Raw genomic sequence first — 17,275 nt, 5'->3', positions numbered from 1 at the left:
AACGTCACCCGGGCGACGCCGGTTGTCGAGGGATGGACGCGCGGCCTGTCGATCAGCCGTCCGTCGCACGCACCGGGATGGACGGGTTCAGTCGGCCGAGCCGGCCGACTTCCGCGGCAACGTCCTGCAAGCTGGCGTCACCCTTGCGCAAGATCCGGTCGGCGGCAGACAGATCATGACGCTCTTCCTCCGAGACGTCGCGGGCACTCAGGACGACCACCGGAACTTCGTCGCCGCCTGGCATTGCCCGCAGGGCGCGCAGGAATGCGAAGCCGTCCATCACCGGCATGGTCAGGTCGAGGAGCACGAGCCCCGGGCGCGCCGCGCGCACGCTGGCCAGGGCCTCGGCCCCGTCGCCGGCCTCCCGAACCGCGAACCCCTGGCGCCCCAGCACGGTGCGGAGCCGGCGCCGCATCTCGGCGTCGTCATCCACCACCAGCACGTCGCCCGCGCCGGCGCCGATCCGGTCGAGCACCCCCTTCAGGCGGCTCCAGTCCACCGGCTTCGGAAGCGAACCGGCCGCCCCGAGCGCGGCCCCGAGTGCGGCATCGGCCACGAAGCTGACCATGATCACCGGGATGTCCCGGGTGGCCTCGTCGCGCTTCAGCGCGGCGAGCACGGCCCAGCCGTCCATCTCCGGCATCATCACGTCGAGCAGCACCGCGACGGGCTGCAACTGGCGTGCGAGTTCGAGACCCGACCGTCCGTCGACCGCAGCCTGGGCCGAAAAGCCCTGGCGGGCCAGGAAGCGGATCATCAGCTCGCGCTGGCTGGACTCGTCGTCGACGACCAGAACCAGACCGCGCGTGCCGTCCGCCGTGCCACCGTGAAGGGCCGGAGGATGCCCATCCGCGATCTCGGGCCCGGGCATGGTCGCCGGCAGTGTGAGGGTGAAGGTCGTGCCCCGACCTTCGGCGCTGTCCGCGGAGACGTCGCCGCCCATCAGATTGGCGAAGGCCTTGGTCAGGGCCAAGCCCAGTCCCGTGCCGCCGTACTTGCGCGTCGTCGATTCGTCGGCCTGCACGAACCTCTGGAACAGCCCGGCGAGCTGCTCGGGCGTCATGCCGATGCCGGTATCCGATACGGCGAAGGTCAGCCGGTCACCATGGGGTCCGGGCTCGCGCCGGACCCGCAACGTCACGGTCCCGCCCTCGGTGAACTTGGCGGCGTTGCCGAGCAGATTGAACAGGCACTGGCGCAGTTTCACCGCGTCGGTCTGTGCATGGCCGAGGTCCGGAGCAAGGTCGAGGACGAGGCGGTTGCCCTTCTTGGCCACGAGACCCTCGACGGTCGCGGCGGCGTCTCGCACGAAGGCCTCGACGGCGACGTCCTCGGCCAGGACGTCCATCTTCTCGGCCTCGACCTTCGAGAGGTCGAGGACGTCGTTGATCAGCCCGAGAAGGTGCTGGGCGTTCGAGCGGATCTTTCCGAGATCGGCCTGGAACGTGTCCTGCCCGAGATCCTCCGCCTCCTCCTGAAGCATCTCGGCGTAGCCGATGACCGCCGAGAGCGGCGTGCGCAGCTCGTGGCTCATGTTGGCGAGGAACGCGCTCTTGGCGCGGTTGGCGGCCTCGGCCGCATCCCGGGCATCCCGCAAGGCGGCCTCGTGGGCGTGACGGGCGCTGACATCCGCGTGGACGCCGACCCATTCGCGGATCGCCCCGTCCGCATCCCGCACGGGCACGGCGCGCACCGCGTAGTGCCGCCAGCTGCCATCCGATGCGCGGACGCGGTGTTCCACGGCGTAGGCGCCGCCCGTCCGGGACGCCTCCTGCCAGATCCGGTTCGTCTCGGGGAAATCCTCCGGGTGGATCGCTTTCGCCCAGCCGCGACCGCGATACTCAGCGAAGGTATGGCCCGTGATCTGCTCCCAGCCCGGCTGCTCCTCGATGAAGTCGCCGGCAGCGTTCGTCGTCCACATCACGCCATCGACGGCCCGGACCGCGGAGCGGAAGCGCGCTTCGCTGACGTGTAGGCGCCGCTGGGTGCGCCGCTGGTCGAACGAACCCGCCATCATCGCCAGGAACAGGACGACGAAGGTGATACCGGCCACCGCCAGGGCGAGATCTTGCTGGCCGGTGGACAGGACGGCCGCGTGGGCCGGGTGAGCACCCGCCTCCTCGGCTGTGAAGGTCGCGGCGGCCATGCCGGTGTAGTGCATGCCGGCGACCGCCAGCCCCATGACGCCGGCGGCCATGAGCCTCTGCCAGGGGCGGTTGCGCCGGAAGGTGAGCCACAGGGCGGCGGTCGATGCGGTGACGGCGATGGCGACCGACACGGCAACGATGCGCGGGTCGTAGGCCAGGTTCCCCGGGACCCGCATCGCGGCCATGCCGGTATAGTGCATGGCCGCCACGCCGAGGCCCATCGCCGAGCCCGCGACGAGCAGCGGCGCGGTGGCGATGCCTTCCCGCGCCACCCAGGCAAAGGCCGCGGCCGTGCTGCCCACAGCGACCAACAGCGACAGGACGGTCGTGCCGAGGTCGTACCGCGCCGGCATGCCCATCTCGAAGGCAAGCATCCCGACGAAATGCATGGCCCAGATGCCACCGCCCATGGCGCACGCGGCGGCTGCGGCCCAGGCCCAGCGCGGACCGGAATCGGGCTGGCGGATGCGCGCTCCGAGGTCGAGCGCCGCATAGGATGCGAACACCGCGATCACGATGGAGAGCGCCACAAGGGCCGGGCTGTAGCCGGTATGGATCATACGAGGATCGATCAGGGAGAGGTCGGGCGTCGGGCGCTCGGGAGGGCGGACGAATCTGCGGGCGGCGACAGAGCGTGTCCACTCACCGATGCGTTTGGCTTCGGTATCCGCCCGCGCGGGACGCCGATAGCGTGGCATTGTCGCGCGACGACCGCGGTGAAGAGGTCGGCTCAGGCCTCCCGCCAGCCCGAATCCCATTCCGTGGATGAGAGATCGGGGTCGGCTCACGTGGCTTTCGATCACGCTGCGGACAGCGGCTCAGGCATGTAGCTGGGCCCGCCCACGCTGGCGGACCGTGACGGGCACCGCTCATGCACCGACGCGGACAGGAGATTCACGCGGCGCGTGACGCGTGCGACTCCGGGCGACGGTCGTGCCCATATCGTCCCAGGGCAGGATCGCCGATCAGCGCGCGTCCGGATCCCGTCAGCACCGTGGGCATGGCCGAGCGGAGTCGGGGACAGCCACGGGTCGATTTCGGCCAAGCCGTCTGGTCCCGTCGGCGTCGGACTTGGTGCAACCGTCGCAGTCGGCGCGCGTCATGCAGGATGCAGATGGGACTCATTACCCGGATCTGCCGGAACCGGGACGCCAGGGTCAAAATGCGGACGCAGACGTTGCATCCGAGCGCCAGAAGCATCACACACGCACCAGATTTCCGGACCGTTCGGTGCGCCGCCCATGAGCGAGGCGCACCGAAGAGTCGGCAGTTCGGCGCCGTCCGTGATCGTCCAGACAACAGGAACTTGTGATGAAGACGCGCGCGGCTGTCGCGTGGGAGGCCAAGAAGCCTCTCACGATCGAGACCATCGACATCGAGGGGCCCAAGGCCGGCGAGGTTCTCGTCGAGCTGATGGCCACCGGGATCTGCCACACCGACGCCTACACGCTGTCGGGCCTCGATTCCGAGGGCAAGTTCCCGGCGATCCTCGGTCATGAGGGCGCGGGCATCGTCCGCGAGGTCGGCGCCGGCGTCACCACGCTGAAGCCCGGAGACCATGTCATCCCGCTCTACACGCCGGAATGCCGCAACTGTAAGTCCTGCCTGTCCCAGCGCACCAACCTGTGCACCGCGATCCGGGCGACCCAGGGCCAGGGCGTGATGCCGGACGGCACGAGCCGCTTCTCCTGCGTCTCGACCGGCGGCAGCCCGGGCGGTTCGAGCACCGTATTCCACTACATGGGCTGCTCGACCTTCTCGAACTTCACGGTCCTGCCCGCCATCGCGCTGGCCAAGATCCGCGAAGACGCCCCCTTCGACAAGATCTGCTACATCGGCTGCGGCGTGACCACCGGGATCGGCGCAGTGATCTACACCGCCAAGGTCTGGCCGGGCGCCAACGTGGTGGTGTTCGGTCTCGGCGGTATCGGCCTCAACGTGCTCCAGGCCGCCCGGATGGTCGGTGCCGACAAGATCATCGGCGTCGACATCAACCCGGAGAAGCAGGCCATGGCCCGCAAATTCGGCATGACCGACTTCATCAATCCGAACGAGGTCGGCACCGACAAGGTGGTTCAGGCCATCGTCGATCTCACCGGCGGCGGCGCCGATTTCTCCTTCGACTGCACCGGCAACGTCCACGTGATGCGCCAGGCCCTCGAGTGCTGCCATCGCGGCTGGGGCGAGTCGATCGTCATCGGCGTGGCGGAAGCCGGCCGCGAGATCTCGACCCGTCCGTTCCAGCTCGTCACCGGCCGCGTCTGGAAGGGTTCGGCGTTCGGCGGCGCGCGCGGACGCACGGACGTGCCGAAGATCGTCGACTGGTACATGGAGGGTAAGATCAACATCGACGATCTGATCACCCACACCATGCCGCTGGAGGAGATCAACCACGGCTTCGACCTCATGCACGAGGGCAAGTCGATCCGCTCCGTGGTCGTCTACTAAGGAAGACAGATCCGGGGCTCCCCCGCCTGCGAGGTCGGGGAGCCCCACGCACGCCCCCGCATTCCCGGAGCCCCGGTGCCCGCGATCCGGCCCCCGAGCGGGGCTCTCGGCGCCCGAGCAGGAGATCACAGCTGATGGAAACCGTCTCGAAGGCCCGCGCCCACGGCGGCACGCAGGGCGTCTACAAGCACGACGCGCAGACCACCGGATGCCCGATGACCTTCGCGGTGTTCGTGCCGCCCCAGGCCGAGAAGGGACCAGTCCCGGTGCTGTGGTACCTGTCCGGGCTGACCTGCACGCACGCCAACGTCATGGACAAGGGTGAGTATCGCAAGGCGGCAGCCGATCATGGTGTGATCGTCGTGGCTCCGGATACCAGCCCGCGCGGCCCCGGGATCCCGGACGAAGAGGGCAACTGGCAGTTCGGCTCCGGTGCCGGTTTCTATCTGGACGCCACCGAGGCGCCCTATGCGAAGAACTACAAGATGTGGAGCTACGTGACTGAGGAGTTGCCGGCCCTGATCGCGCAGGAATTCCCCGCCGATCTGTCGCGCCAGGGCATCTTCGGCCATTCCATGGGCGGCCACGGGGCGCTCACCATCGCGCTGACCTACCCGGAACGCTTCAAGTCCTGCTCCGCATTCGCGCCGATCGCACAGCCGTCCACGGCCGGCTGGTCGAAGCCTGCCTTCGAGAAGTACCTCGGGTCCGACCCGGCCGCCTGGCGCGCCCACGACGCCACCGCGCTGATCGAGGACGGCAAGCGCTTCCCCGAGATCCTGGTGGATCAGGGCACCGCCGACAGCTTCCTTCAGGACGGTCTGCGCCCCTGGCTGCTTGAGGAGGCCTGCAAGAAGGCCGGCATCGCGCTGACGCTGAACATGCGCGAGGGCTACGACCACTCCTACTTCTTCATCTCGACCTTCATGGCCGACCACATCGCCTGGGCTGCCGCGCGCCTGAAGTAAGTTTGTCAGCACCCTCGGCGCAGTCGGGAAGCGATGCTTCCCGACCTCGGGTGGAAGACGCCGTCCTGGGCGCCCGCGGAGGCTCGATCCCCCCGCTTTCGGGAAGCCCAGGCGGTTTTCCGCATGCCCGACATATATCGGTTGGAGCTCGTCCGCTTGTGCAGCGCGCCCTCTGCAAGGCGGACGTTTGACTTCCGGCCAGACCAACGCACGCCGGATCTCCGAAGCCCCCAACACCGCGCATCCGGGTTTGCGCTCCATTCGGCTGAACGGCGAGGGGCAGAAACGTCCCCCGAAGCCGGCACGGTTCCGGGGCGAGATCGATCCGCTTCACGTCCCGGACCGGAATCAGGCCGACCGACTGGCGCGACGTCTGTCAGGACAGGATCCCGGCGGCGCGCCGGGACATCTCGGGACCTCGTCGTTGCGAACCCAACGGTCGCCCTGATCAATCGGGTGTCCGGCCACCAAACCGGCAACGGCGGCGACACCGCCTTCCAGAAAGCGCCGCCGGGCGGGGATATCGGTGTCGTCGTCGGTCATGGCCGTGCGATCCGAAGTCGAAGGCGCTTGCGGCCGGGGCGCACTCATGCCGCTCCCCGGTCGGACGCGGCGTGCGGCGTGGAGAACCGGTCGGCAGGACGCGGCAGGCCGAGATTCTCCCGCAGGGTCGTCCCCTCGTATGCCTCCCGGAACAGGCCCCTTCGGCGCAGTTCGGGGATCACCAGGGAAACGAAATCGTCGAGGCCTCCGGGCAGGGTCGGCGGCATGATGTTGAAGCCATCCGCGCCATAAGCCTCGAAGCGCTCCTGCAGGGCGTCCGCGATCTGCGTCGGCGTGCCGACGATCGTCCAATGTCCACGGGCGCTGGCGGCCCGCAGGTACAATGCGCGGATCGTCAGCCCTTCGCGGCGGGCGAGACGGAGGAAGAGATCCTGACGGCTCTTGCCGCCGTCGGTCTCCGGAAGATCCGGCACGAGGGCATCGTCCGGGTAGGCGGAGAGATCGGCGCCGATGAGCTGCTGCAAGAGCGCGCGGCCGACCACCGGATGAATCAGATCCTGCAGGGACGCGAATTTGTCCTGCGCCTCGGCCTCCGTCCGGCCCACGACGGGGAAGGCGCCCGGCATGATCTTGAGGTGGTCGGGGTTGCGGCCGTGGCGTGCCATCCGATGCTTCACGTCGCCGTAGAAATCCACCGCGTCCTCCAGGGTCTGCTGGGCGGTGAAGATCACTTCGGCGGTGCGGGCGGCGAGGGCTTTGCCCGCCTCCGAAGAGCCGGCCTGAACCACCACGGGATGCCCCTGCGGCGGCCGGGGGACGTTGAGCGGCCCCCTCACCGAGAAATGCGCGCCCGCGTGCGCGAGCAGGCCGAGCTTGTCCGGATCGAAGAAGCGGCCGGTCTCGCGGTCGCGCACGAAGGCGTCGTCCGCGTAGGAATCCCAGAGGCCGCGGACGACGTCCACGAATTCCTCCGCTCGGGCGTAGCGGTTGGCGTGGGCGAGATGGCTCTCGCGGCTGAAGTTCCAGGCCTCGCGCGGATCGGCGGAGGTGACGAGGTTCCAGCCCGCCCGGCCGCCGCTCAGGTGATCGAGCGAGGCAAACTTCCGCGCGACATGGAACGGCTCGTTGTAGGTCGTGGAGGCGGTCGCCACGAGCCCGATGCGCTCGGTGACCGCCGACAGGTGGGACAGCAGCGTCAGGGGCTCGAACTGGCCGACATAGCGGATCGCCGTGCGGCTCAGGGCGTCAAGATCGTCCCCGCGAATGCTGACGCCGTCCGCGAGGAAGAGCAGATCGAACTTCGCGGCCTCCGCGGTCCGGGCGATCTGGCGGTAATGGGCGGCGTTGATCCCAGCATCGGCTTGGGACGACGGATGCCGCCACGCGGCGACGTGGTGGCCGCCGGGATACAGGAACGCGCCCAGGCGCATGCGGTCGCGGCGTGCCATGCCCGTCGCCCCCTCACGCCGAGCCGACCCGGTATTGCCGGGGCGGCGCCTCCCCGGAAATCGCGAAGGCGCCGACGGAGCGGTCCCGGTAGATCCGCGGGTTGTGGGAGGCGATGGTGCGGGCGTTGCGCCAGTAGCGGTCGAGCCCGTTCCCGACCTTCACCGCCGAGGCGCCCAGCGCGTCGAACAGGCTCGTCGTCGCGCTCAAGATCAGGTCGGTCACCACGCTGACCGCTTGGTTGACCTCGACATCGGCGAGCGTCGCCTGACGCTCCACGTCCGGCGATCCGGCCCGGTGCGCGTCGTGGACCCTCTGGAGGGCCTCCGCGACCTTCAGGACGATCGCGCCCGCCGCATAGGCGTTGGCACGCACGCGCCCCACCACCGCCTGGATCTGCGGGTCGTCAGCCGTCCGCCCGGCATTGCCGTGGCTGTAGACGCGGGTCCGCTCGGCCACGAGCCGTGCCACGTCGTCCGCCGCCGCCCGGCCGATCCCGGCGAGCGTCGCCAGATGAACCAGCTGGAAGAACGCCATCGCATAGGGGAAACGGGCCGGATCGGGCTTGATCAGGTCGGGGGCGAGCACCACGCCTTCGAAGGTCGCGGTGCCGCTGGCTGTGAGCGACTGCCCGAACCCGTCCCAGTCGTCGACGATGGTCACCCCCGGCGCGCGCACCGGCACCGCCGCCGTCACCGGGCCGCCCGCCTCGTCATCCGCCGAGAGGTGGATGTAGTCCGCGAACAGCGAGCCGGTCGTGTAGAACTTCCGGCCGTCGACCACGCGGGCACCGTCACGCTGGCGCACCACCGTGTCGAATGCGCCGACCTTGGCGGGGCCCGTCTCCGAGACGCCGCTGCCGATCGTCTCGCCCGCGCCGATCCGGCCGATCCAGGCCGCGCGCCATTCGGGCGAGGACGAGCAGAGCGCATCCTCGGTGAAGCCGAAATGCGCCCGCAGCGCATTGGTGACGTTGGAATCGGCGCTCGACAGCTCGATCAGCAGAGCGAACAGTTCCGACAGGCTGGCGCCGTGGCCGCCCTCGGACGGCGCGAGGCGCAGCGTGGTGAAGTTGGCCTCCCGCAGCCAACCGATCTCGGCATGGGGCAGTCGGCGGGTCCGATCCCGCTCGACCGCCGTGGCGCGGATCTCGGCGAAGACCGGCCGAAACCGGTCCGCGAGTTCCTCGTAGCGCCCGCTCGGCCCCGCACCCCAGCCCGCTTCCGTCTGAGACATGAACACGACTTCCCGATTCCGGCCGACGGCCCGACAGCGATGCCCCTGGAATCGGTGAGTTGTTCCCGGATCTCAAGCCGAATGGTCTTGCACTATCCGTTTTTGGAAACTCGGTCTCGCAAGGAAGACGCTTCGGAGATTTTCATTTTCTTCAACGTCCCAGAGAGAAAAGGCTGCCTCTTCGGGCCCATGATTCGTGAATGATCCGACAAAGATCGATCGTTGGCGCCGAATTCCGAACTGTCGGGCGCCGACAGCGAAAGAATACTTTTCCAAGCGCCCGTCAAGGAACGGTCTGCCATGCTGCAACGGCAAATCGAAAACACGTTTCATTGATCCGGCGCCCCCGGGCGGCTTTCAATACGGGGCCGGCCTCTTCTTTCCCTGCCGCGTTGCGAGCCTTCGATGACCGACGAGACCCTCTGGCGGATCGCGCCCTCCCGCCGCTCGCTCCTGCGCACCGGACTCGGCGGCGCGGCCGCCGTCGCGCTCGGTGCCCCTGCCGTGCACGCGGCGCCGCGCGAGGTGAAGATCAGCATGCAGCGCTCGTCGGTGCTGTTCACCGTGCTCAAGGTGAAGGGCACGCTGGCCGAGCGGCTCGCTCCGCTGGGCTTCACGCCGACCTGGCACCTGTTCACCAGCGTGATCGAGCCGATGAATGCCGGCGCGGTCGATATCCATGCCGACGTGGCCGATGCGGTGCCGATCTTCACCCAATCGGCCAAGGCGCCCCTCACCTTCTACGCCCGGGAGCGGGGGGCACCGTCGGCCGAGGCGATCATCGTGCCGGACGAGTCGTCGATCCGCACCGTCGCCGATCTGAAGGGCAAGACGGTCGGCGTCTCGCGCGGCTCGGGCAGCCATTACGTGCTCGCCGCCGCGCTGAAGCGCGACGGCCTCACGCTCGGCGATATCACGCCCGCCTATCTTCAGGCGCCGGAAGGGGCCGTGGCCTTCGAGCAGGGCCGCCTCGATGCGTGGTCGATCTGGGATCCGTTCCTGGCCTTCGCGGCGGCGAAGCGCCCGGTGCGGGTCATCGCCGACGGCAGCGGGCTCACGAGCTATCACCGGTACTACCTCGTCAACGATAGCTTCGCCGCCGCGCAGCCGGAGGTGGTGGCGACCGTCTACCGCGCGCTCGCCGAGGCCGGCGCGTGGATGAAGGCGAACCCAGTGGAGGCCGTGGCGCTGCTGGCTCCGATCTGGGGCGACCTGCCGCCCGCCGTCGTGGCCGCCGCCAACAGCCGCCGCACCTATGCCGTCGAGCCGGTGGAGCGGGCGCAGCTCGGCGAGCAGCAGGCCATCGCCGACGTGTTCTACGAGGCGAAACTCATCCCCCGCCGGATCGACGCCACCGCCGTGCCGATCTTCGCGATTCCTCCCGGCCGGGGCTGACGCCATGACGGGCTCACCCCGGTTCGGCATCTGGGCCGCCGTCCACGGCTCCCGCGCCGCCCACCACGATCCCGACGAGCCGGACGATGCCAGCTGGGAGCGCAACCGGGCCCTGGTGCTGGAGGCGGAGGCGCTGGGCTTCGACGCGGTGCTGGTCGCGCAGCACACGATGAACCCCTACGATCCGCAGCGCGATCAGCTGGAGGCCTGGACAGGAGCGGCGGCGCTGGCGGCCCTGACCCGGCGCATCGAGATCATCGCGGCGATCAAGCCCGGGCTTTACCATCCCGTGGTGCTCGCCAAGATGGCGCTGCAGATCGAGCATATCAGCGGCGGCCGCTTCGCCCTGAATCTCGTGAATGCCTGGAACAAGGTCGAGTTCGAGCGAGCCGGGCTGCCCTTCCCGGCCCATGACGAGCGCTACGCCTACGGCCGCGAGTGGATCGGCCTCGTGGACCGGCTGATGCGCGGCGAGCGCGTGACCGTCCAGGGCCAGCACTTCCAAGTGGAGGAGTACCAGCTCCGCCCGGCCGGGACCTTCCGGGCGCGGCCGAGGATCTATCTCGGCGGCGAATCCGAGCCCGCCCGGGCGCTCGCCGCCGACCATGCCGATGTCTGGTTCATCAACGGCCAGCCGCTCGCTGAGGTCGCGGCGCTGATCGAAGACGTCGCCCGCCGCCCTGCCCCCAATGCCCCCCTGCGCTACGGCCTCTCGGCCTTCGTGATCGCCCGCGAGACCGATGCGGAGGCGCAGGCCGAGCAGGACCGTCTCCTCGCCCTCGCCCAGCGCGACGCGGCCCTGCGCGCCGACACCCGGGCCCGCACCGATGCCGCGAGCGTCATGTTCGCCAAGACCGATGCGGCCGCCTCCCGGCATGTCGGCACCAATGGCGGCACCGCCGCCGGGCTGGTGGGCAGCTACGAGACTGTGGCCCGCCGTCTCCGCGACTTCCACGCTGCCGGCATCGACCTGTTCATGCTGCAGTTCCAGCCCTTCGAGGCCGAGATGCGCCGCTTCGCCGAGCAGATCCTGCCGCGCGTCCGCTGATCCGGAGAGAGTCGATGAGCGGCCGTCAATTGCACCTCAACGTCAATGTGCTGCATGCGGGCGTCTACCCCTCCGCGTGGCGGCTGCCGCAGAGCCAGCCGGATGCCTTCCTCGACCTCGACCACTTCGTGCGCGTCGCCCGCATCGCGGAGCGGGGCAAGCTCGACGCGGTCTTCCTGGCGGACACGCCCGCCATCAACGACCGGATCGACCACCGGCCCTTCAACGCCCTGGAGCCGACCGTCTTGCTCGCCGCGCTGGCCACCGCGACGCGCCATGTCGGCCTCGTGGCCACCGCCTCGACGACCTACAACGAGCCGTTCAACCTTGCCCGCCGCTTCGCAAGCCTGGACCTCGTCAGCCGGGGCCGGGCGGGCTGGAACGTGGTGACGACGGCCGATGCCGCCGCCGGCCGCAATTTCGGCTTCGCCGGCGCTTCGGAGCACGGGGCACGCTACGCCCGGGCGCGGGAATTCACCGATCTCGTCCACGCTCTGTGGGACAGCTGGGAGGACGATGCGTTCATCGGCGACAAGGCGAGCGGCCGGTTCATCGACACGGCGAAGGTCCATGCCGTCGAGCACCGCGGCGCGCATTACGCCGTTGCCGGGCCACTGACGGTGCCACGGAGCGCGCAGGGGCGCCCGGTGACCTTTCAGGCCGGCGGATCGGAAGACGGGCGCGAACTCGCCGCCGCCACCGCGGACGCGGTGTTCTCCCTGGCGCAGACCATCGAGGACGGCACCGCCTACGCCCGGGACCTGCGGGCGCGGGCCGCGCGATACGGACGCCGACCGGACGCGCTCGTTATCCTGCCGGGCCTCGCCACGGTGATCGGCGCGACGGAGGCCGAGGCACGCCGCCGCCAGGACGAACTCTGGGACCTCGTGCCGGTGGAATACAGTCTCGCTCGTCTCGCCGGGACGTTGCGCCTCGACCCGTCACGGCTCGAGCTCGACAAGCCCCTGCCGGAACCGCTCCCCCTGCCGCCCGACGCCAACCACACGATGTTCCTCGGCACGCTCGCCCTCGCGCGCCGGGACCGGCTGACGGTCCGCCAACTCCTGCGGGCGCTGGGCGGCGGCGTTGGCCACCGCATCGTCGTGGGCACACCGGAGGCGATCGCCGACGACATCGAGGCCTGGTTCCGCGCGGGCGCGGCGGACGGCTTCAATCTGATGCCTGACGTGCTGCCGGATGGTCTGGAGACTTTCGTGGACGCGGTCGTGCCGATCCTCCAACGGCGCGGGCTGTTCCGCCGCGACTATACCGGCGCGACCCTGCGCGACCATCTCGGCCTGCCACGGCCGGCGAGCCGCTTCGCCGCCACGGACGCCGCGGCTTCGGCATGATCAAGTGCAGCAGCATCAGGCTGAGAGAATTCCGCTCTCGATCTTCCCGACGACACGATAAGCAAGACCTACAGAAATGCAAAAGTTCGACAGTCGTTACTCTTGATGCCACGGAGCACCGAGCGATAAGAATATAAGCATTATCGTTCAGGAATTTTCTTCGAGAAGCGTGCGCCGTGCCCCAATACTCCCGTCGTCTCTTCCTGTCTGGCGCGCTGGCCCTGAGCATGGCGCCGGCGCGCGCCGCGACGGCTCCCCTGCGTGTCGTGGCCTCGTCCGTACCGCATGCGGAGATCCTCGAGTTCGTCGCCGACAAGCTCGCCCCCGACCTGCCGCTCAAGACCATCGAGATCTCGGGCGATCTCCGCCCGAACGCCCTGCTGCGTGACGGCGACGCCGACGCCAATTTCTTTCAGCACGTACCCTTCCTCCGCTCGGAGGAAGCCGCGATGGGCGTGCGCTTCGCCGTCGTCGCGGCGGTGCATATCGAGCCACTGGGATTGTACAGCCGCCGGGCCAAGTCGCTCGCGGACGTGCCGGCCGGCGGGACCGTCGCCCTGTCGAACAGCGTGTCCAACACCAGCCGAGGCTTGTCGCTGCTTCAGGCCAACGGCCTGATCCGTCTGCGGGCGAAGGACGCGGGCGTGATCGCGACCTTGGACGACGTCCTTGAGAATCCGAAGAACTTCCGTTTCGTCGAGATCGCGCCGCCGCAATTGCCGCGCTCCCTCGATGACGTGGCGATCGCGGTCATCAACGGCAATTACGCGCTGGAAGCGGGGCTGGAGCCCGCACGGGACGCGCTGGCCCTCGAACGCGCCGAGGGCAATCCGTATGCGAACGTCCTCGTGACGACCGAGGGTTTGGCGAAGGATCCGCGCATCCAGCGTCTTGCAACGCTGCTGACCTCGGCCGAAGTCGCGGCGTTCATCCGCAGCCGCTACCGCGGCTCCGTGATCCCCGTCCGGAATTCATGACCGACCACGGTTGCGGGACGACGGAGGTTCGGTGCGGGGGCAGTCCGGCCTCTGCCTCGGGGCCGGCGTCCTCGCCCAGAATGCGCCCAGGGAATTCCGGATCGGCTACCAAAAGTTCGGCCTCATCGTCGCCACCCGGCAGCAGGGCCTGATTGGAAAGCGGCTCCTATCGCGACTTCGCATCGCAGGTCGCGGCGTTCGTCGGAGACCCATCGGGGGACCGGCGCGGTCGCCCCGTGGACCGCGACGTCTTCGGTAAGCAGAGCCGTCCTGCATGCCGGTGACCACGATCCCACCGTCTCCGCGCCCACCGATCGACTCCGATGGGCGGAGGGCTCTCGGAGTGACCGCATTCGATGCGGTGCGCATCGTTCGCAAGGACGTGCTCGGGTCGCAGGCGGCTCCGCGCATTGCCCAACCGATCGGGTTTTGATCTAAGCGCTGCAGGGTGGCCGCTCCGTGAGGAGCAGCGGATTTGCGAGCCCCGCGATCGTGCTGACGGGCGCCTCGCAGGCCCGGCCTGCGGCGTGGCCGGGGCGACAGGTGTGCTGCCCGGCTCGCAGCTCTCCAGCGGCACCGGCCGGGGGTGGGTATACCGTCCGTCAGCCGATTTCGGGCATGGATGGCGGCCTCCCATCGACCACACCAAACGGAAGGGCTGACGCCACGATGCGAACGATCGTTTATGCCGACGGCGGTTGCGACCCTAACCCCGGGCCAGGTGGTTGGGGGGTCGTCGTTGCGGCCCCGGACGGCACGGTCGAGCTGTGCGGCGGAGAACCCGGTACGACGACCAACAACCGCATGGAGCTGACGGCCGCGATCAAGGGTCTCGAGCATTTCCCGGCCGGAGCCGCGATCGAGATGCGGTGCGACAGCCAGTACGTCGTCAAATCCGTGACCGAGTGGATGCGCGGGTGGAAGGCGAAAGGCTGGCGCACGACGACGGGTGACGTGAAGAACGTCGACCTCATGAAGCGCCTCGACGAACTGAACGCGGCGCGCGACGTGAAATGGACCTGGGTCCGGGGGCATGCCGGCGACCGTCTCAATGAGCGCGCCGACGCTCTCGTCCACCGAGGCCGCCGCGAAGCGAAGCTCGGCAAACCCGAATCGCGGACCCATGCTGCGCCCATACCTGCCGCGACCCCCGCATCGGCTTCGCCGAGCCAGGGTGCGGACCTGCGCGTCGATCTTGCGCTGGGTCTCCAGATCACGCGCGCCGCAAAGGCGGCGGGCGTCACGCCCGACGCTCTGGTCGACGATGCGATCCGCTTCTACCTTGAGATCGGGCCTCGCGAGGTCGCACGCCTGCGATCAAGCCGGGCCTAGTGGCCGAGGCCGATCCAATTCGCCTTGTGGATGTGTCCGCGGATGAGCGCGATCGCGCGGTCCTGGGTCTCGCCGACATGACGCCGGCTGCGACGGGCCTGCGCGACATTCATCCCGCGACGCTGCCGAAGCTTTACCTCGACTCGCAGGGGCACGGGGATGGTCGGCTACGGCGTGCAGGCGGCCGTCGAGACGGAGCGTCTGCTGTTCGCCGCCCGCGCGCTCAAGCGCGGTGACCCGGTCGTCCTCGGCAATCGGCCCGCCCGCAAGGTCGGCGGTCTTCGCGCGCCTATCGAGGCGGACGGTTGCTCCACCGACAGGCCGACTTTTTCGGCTTCAATCCGATCGGACTCGTCTTCGCCCCGCTCACGGCCAGACCACGCGCCGAAGCAGCCCGCACGGTCAGCGCCTCCTCGGACACCATCAGACGCCCGTCCTCGGGCGCTTCTCCACGGCCGAGTGCCGCAACCTTCCCGCGGCCGCAGGCTCCGATGCTGACGATCCGGCCAGATCAGATGAAGCGCTAGTCCGGCGCCGAACGCGGATGAAGCTCCCTGTATCGCGCGATGGCTGCCCGCGTGTTGAACAGCAGGCGATCCGGACCGAGTTCCTGATCGAGGCCAGCGCGCCGCACCATGTCGAGGACGCTCGGATTGAGGTCCACGAGCCAGACCGTCACGTCGGTCCGCCGTACGCCCTCCTGCAGCATCTGCAGCGCCGAATACTCGATGTCTGGCACACGGCTGAGGTCGAGGGCGACGACGCGCGGCGCACGGTCGGCGACGAGCGCCCGGATCCGATCGGCCACGTTCTGCGCGTTGGCGAAATAGAGGCGGCCTTCGGGACGCAGGATCAGAAGGCCCTCGAACGTCTCGTCGTCGGGGTGCTCGGGAGACAGGGGGCGCAGGACATCGGCCCCCCGCTTGCGGGCAATGATCGAGACCCGCGGATGGGCGGTCTGGAGGGCAAGGCCGAGGAGCGAGAGCACGATCGCCACGACAATGCCCTGGAGTGTTCCAAAGACGAGCACACCGAGTGCCGCCACAATCGCCCAGCGGAATTCCATGTGCCGTACGTGGTAGATGGCCCGGAACTCCTCCGGCTGAATGAGGCTGGCTGAGTAGACGATGACGATCGCCGCGAGGGTCGCCTGCGGCAGGAGACTGAGGATCGGAGCCAGGAACAGCATCGTGGCGAGAGCCGCCCCGGCCGTCACGAGCGAGGCCACTTGTGTCCTGCCGCCAGCGGCTCGGACGACACCGGTCTGAGACGTTCCGCCGCCGGCCGGCATGCCCCCGAGCAGGGCTCCCCCCAGGTTCGCCAAGCCCGTGGCGACCAGTTCGCGATTGGCATCCAGCGGCGGATCGCCGGGCCTCACGAACGCCCGTGCCGCGGCGATGCTCTCCGTGAAGCTCATCAGGGCGATGCCCATCGCGCCCGGCAGGAGTGCTTGAGCGAGCGCTGGGTCGGGCAAGCTGAAGGAGGGCAGGCCCTGCGGGATTGTCCCGACGGTCGACACGCCCGCGGCGCCGAGATCCAGCAGCCATGAGGCAATGAGGGCAGCCGCCACCGTGACCAGAGGGGCTGGCGCGTGCGGTTTGAGCCATTCCATCCCGACGAGCACGGTCAGCGTGGTCCCTGCGACGGCCAGGGTCGGAAGGGAGGTTGCGGGCAGGTGCTGAAAGAAGCTCACCACGTCCGCAAGGAAGGACTGTTTCGCGACGTGCAGCCCGAGGAGCTTGGGAGCTTGATCCAGCAGGATGACGGCTCCGATGCCGGCCTTGAAGCCCGTGAGCACCGGCAGGGAGATGAAGCTGGCGACGAAACCCAGCTTCAGCAGTCTGGCGGCGAGGAGCAGAATTCCGACCAGGGCCGTCAGCGTCGCCGTCGCGATGACGAGCTTCGCCGGATCGCCGTCAGGGACCACGCTGCCGAGTTCTGCCGCGGTCAAGATGGCCAGTGTCGTCGTCGAGCTGACGCTGAGCACGCGGGACGAGCCCAGAAGACCGTAGATGAGCGCGGGAACGAAAGCCGTATAGAGGCCGACCGCTACCGGCAGTCCAGCCACGGTGGCGAAAGCCATCGCCTTGGGCAGGACGACGGCCGCAGCCGTAAGGCCTGCCACCACGTCGAGCCGAATCTCCCTTGGCGCGTCTTTCCGGACTGGATGTGGCGTCGAACCGAAGTCCTTCATGTGCGCTCCTCCGCGCTCGGCGTGGGCACGAGGATCGATTCTACCAGTGCTTCGACGATTCCCGCACAAGACGCCGCGCAGCTTCGGCCGGATTCTCGTCTTGAGAACATTACTCAATTGAGTAACGGATCGCGTTCGATCCGCGAAGTCGGGCGTGGTGAAGACCGAGATTGTCGCGCTGGCAGCCGAGAGCAGCATCCGCCACGGCCCGCGTCGATGGTTCACCTC

12 protein-coding genes and 1 pseudogene are annotated in these 17,275 nt (G+C 68.9%); 8 read left to right on the top strand and 5 right to left on the bottom strand.

Annotation, left to right across the window (positions count from 1 at the left end):
- Positions 1-52 precede the first annotated feature (52 nt).
- Positions 53-2,707 (bottom strand): MHYT domain-containing protein, encoded by a 2,655-nt coding sequence (locus tag BM396_RS06855; RefSeq protein ID WP_051976046.1) that lies wholly within the window; start codon positions 2,705-2,707, stop codon positions 53-55.
- A gap of 751 nt (positions 2,708-3,458) precedes the next feature.
- Between BM396_RS06855 and BM396_RS06850 the strand changes: the two genes are divergently transcribed.
- Together BM396_RS06850 and fghA are read left to right on the top strand one after the other, a co-directional pair.
- Positions 3,459-4,595, top strand: coding sequence for an S-(hydroxymethyl)glutathione dehydrogenase/class III alcohol dehydrogenase (locus BM396_RS06850; RefSeq protein ID WP_043382090.1), 1,137 nt, complete (start codon positions 3,459-3,461; stop codon positions 4,593-4,595).
- 134 nt (positions 4,596-4,729) lie between these two features.
- Entirely contained in the window at positions 4,730-5,563 is an 834-nt protein-coding gene (fghA, locus tag BM396_RS06845) for an S-formylglutathione hydrolase (protein ID WP_043382092.1), read from the top strand.
- Between the two features lie 348 nt (positions 5,564-5,911).
- Here fghA and BM396_RS32105 read toward each other — a convergent pair whose 3' ends face one another.
- The 3 genes from BM396_RS32105 to BM396_RS06835 are packed head-to-tail and all read right to left on the bottom strand — an operon-like array spanning position 5,912 to position 8,749.
- Positions 5,912-6,106: a hypothetical protein gene (locus BM396_RS32105; protein WP_139239460.1), complete on the bottom strand. Its 195-nt coding sequence runs from the start codon at positions 6,104-6,106 to the stop codon at positions 5,912-5,914.
- A 44-nt stretch (positions 6,107-6,150) separates the two neighbouring features.
- A complete protein-coding gene (locus BM396_RS06840) occupies positions 6,151-7,515 on the bottom strand; it encodes an LLM class flavin-dependent oxidoreductase (RefSeq protein ID WP_043382097.1) in 1,365 nt (454 codons plus the stop codon).
- A 13-nt stretch (positions 7,516-7,528) separates the two neighbouring features.
- On the bottom strand, positions 7,529-8,749 hold the full coding sequence (locus BM396_RS06835) for an acyl-CoA dehydrogenase family protein (RefSeq protein WP_043382265.1): 1,221 nt from the start codon (positions 8,747-8,749) through the stop codon (positions 7,529-7,531).
- Positions 8,750-9,154: 405 nt separating this feature from the next.
- Between BM396_RS06835 and BM396_RS06830 the strand changes: the two genes are divergently transcribed.
- From BM396_RS06830 to BM396_RS33265, 6 genes and pseudogenes are all read left to right on the top strand, one after another.
- Positions 9,155-10,144 (top strand): ABC transporter substrate-binding protein, encoded by a 990-nt coding sequence (locus BM396_RS06830; protein ID WP_091994728.1) that lies wholly within the window; start codon positions 9,155-9,157, stop codon positions 10,142-10,144.
- 4 nt (positions 10,145-10,148) lie between these two features.
- Positions 10,149-11,192 (top strand): LLM class flavin-dependent oxidoreductase, encoded by a 1,044-nt coding sequence (locus tag BM396_RS06825; RefSeq protein ID WP_043382099.1) that lies wholly within the window; start codon positions 10,149-10,151, stop codon positions 11,190-11,192.
- 14 nt (positions 11,193-11,206) lie between these two features.
- A complete protein-coding gene (locus BM396_RS06820) occupies positions 11,207-12,544 on the top strand; it encodes an LLM class flavin-dependent oxidoreductase (protein WP_043382102.1) in 1,338 nt (445 codons plus the stop codon).
- A gap of 176 nt (positions 12,545-12,720) precedes the next feature.
- Positions 12,721-13,521, top strand: a complete 801-nt coding sequence (locus tag BM396_RS06815; protein ID WP_244538830.1) for a MetQ/NlpA family ABC transporter substrate-binding protein — start codon at positions 12,721-12,723, stop codon at positions 13,519-13,521.
- Positions 13,522-14,190: 669 nt separating this feature from the next.
- A complete protein-coding gene (gene rnhA, locus BM396_RS06805) occupies positions 14,191-14,853 on the top strand; it encodes a ribonuclease HI (protein ID WP_043382104.1) in 663 nt (220 codons plus the stop codon).
- 219 nt (positions 14,854-15,072) lie between these two features.
- A pseudogene (locus BM396_RS33265) lies at positions 15,073-15,358 on the top strand (IS630 family transposase); the annotation flags it as partial.
- An 18-nt stretch (positions 15,359-15,376) separates the two neighbouring features.
- Here BM396_RS33265 and BM396_RS06800 read toward each other — a convergent pair.
- Entirely contained in the window at positions 15,377-17,047 is a 1,671-nt protein-coding gene (locus tag BM396_RS06800) for a SulP family inorganic anion transporter (RefSeq protein WP_043382106.1), read from the bottom strand.
- Positions 17,048-17,275 lie beyond the last annotated feature (228 nt).

The sequence above is a fragment of the Methylobacterium sp. UNCCL125 genome, from assembly GCF_900116795.1.
Taxonomy (GTDB): Bacteria; Pseudomonadota; Alphaproteobacteria; order Rhizobiales; family Beijerinckiaceae; genus Methylobacterium; species Methylobacterium fujisawaense.
The sequence above is the reverse complement of the archived record's forward strand: the minus strand, read 5'-3'. Positions and strand labels throughout refer to the sequence as shown.

Coding starts and splice junctions, on each gene's coding strand:
- BM396_RS06835 (WP_043382265.1), bottom strand. CDS start 8,749: ATGTCTCAGACGGAAGCGGGCTGGGGTGCGGGGCCGAGCGGGCGCTAC.
- BM396_RS32105 (WP_139239460.1), bottom strand. CDS start 6,106: ATGACCGACGACGACACCGATATCCCCGCCCGGCGGCGCTTTCTGGAA.
- BM396_RS06850 (WP_043382090.1), top strand. CDS start 3,459: ATGAAGACGCGCGCGGCTGTCGCGTGGGAGGCCAAGAAGCCTCTCACG.
- fghA (WP_043382092.1), top strand. CDS start 4,730: ATGGAAACCGTCTCGAAGGCCCGCGCCCACGGCGGCACGCAGGGCGTC.
- rnhA (WP_043382104.1), top strand. CDS start 14,191: ATGCGAACGATCGTTTATGCCGACGGCGGTTGCGACCCTAACCCCGGG.
- BM396_RS06825 (WP_043382099.1), top strand. CDS start 10,149: ATGACGGGCTCACCCCGGTTCGGCATCTGGGCCGCCGTCCACGGCTCC.
- BM396_RS06840 (WP_043382097.1), bottom strand. CDS start 7,515: ATGGCACGCCGCGACCGCATGCGCCTGGGCGCGTTCCTGTATCCCGGC.
- BM396_RS06800 (WP_043382106.1), bottom strand. CDS start 17,047: ATGAAGGACTTCGGTTCGACGCCACATCCAGTCCGGAAAGACGCGCCA.
- BM396_RS06830 (WP_091994728.1), top strand. CDS start 9,155: ATGACCGACGAGACCCTCTGGCGGATCGCGCCCTCCCGCCGCTCGCTC.
- BM396_RS06820 (WP_043382102.1), top strand. CDS start 11,207: ATGAGCGGCCGTCAATTGCACCTCAACGTCAATGTGCTGCATGCGGGC.
- BM396_RS06855 (WP_051976046.1), bottom strand. CDS start 2,707: ATGATCCATACCGGCTACAGCCCGGCCCTTGTGGCGCTCTCCATCGTG.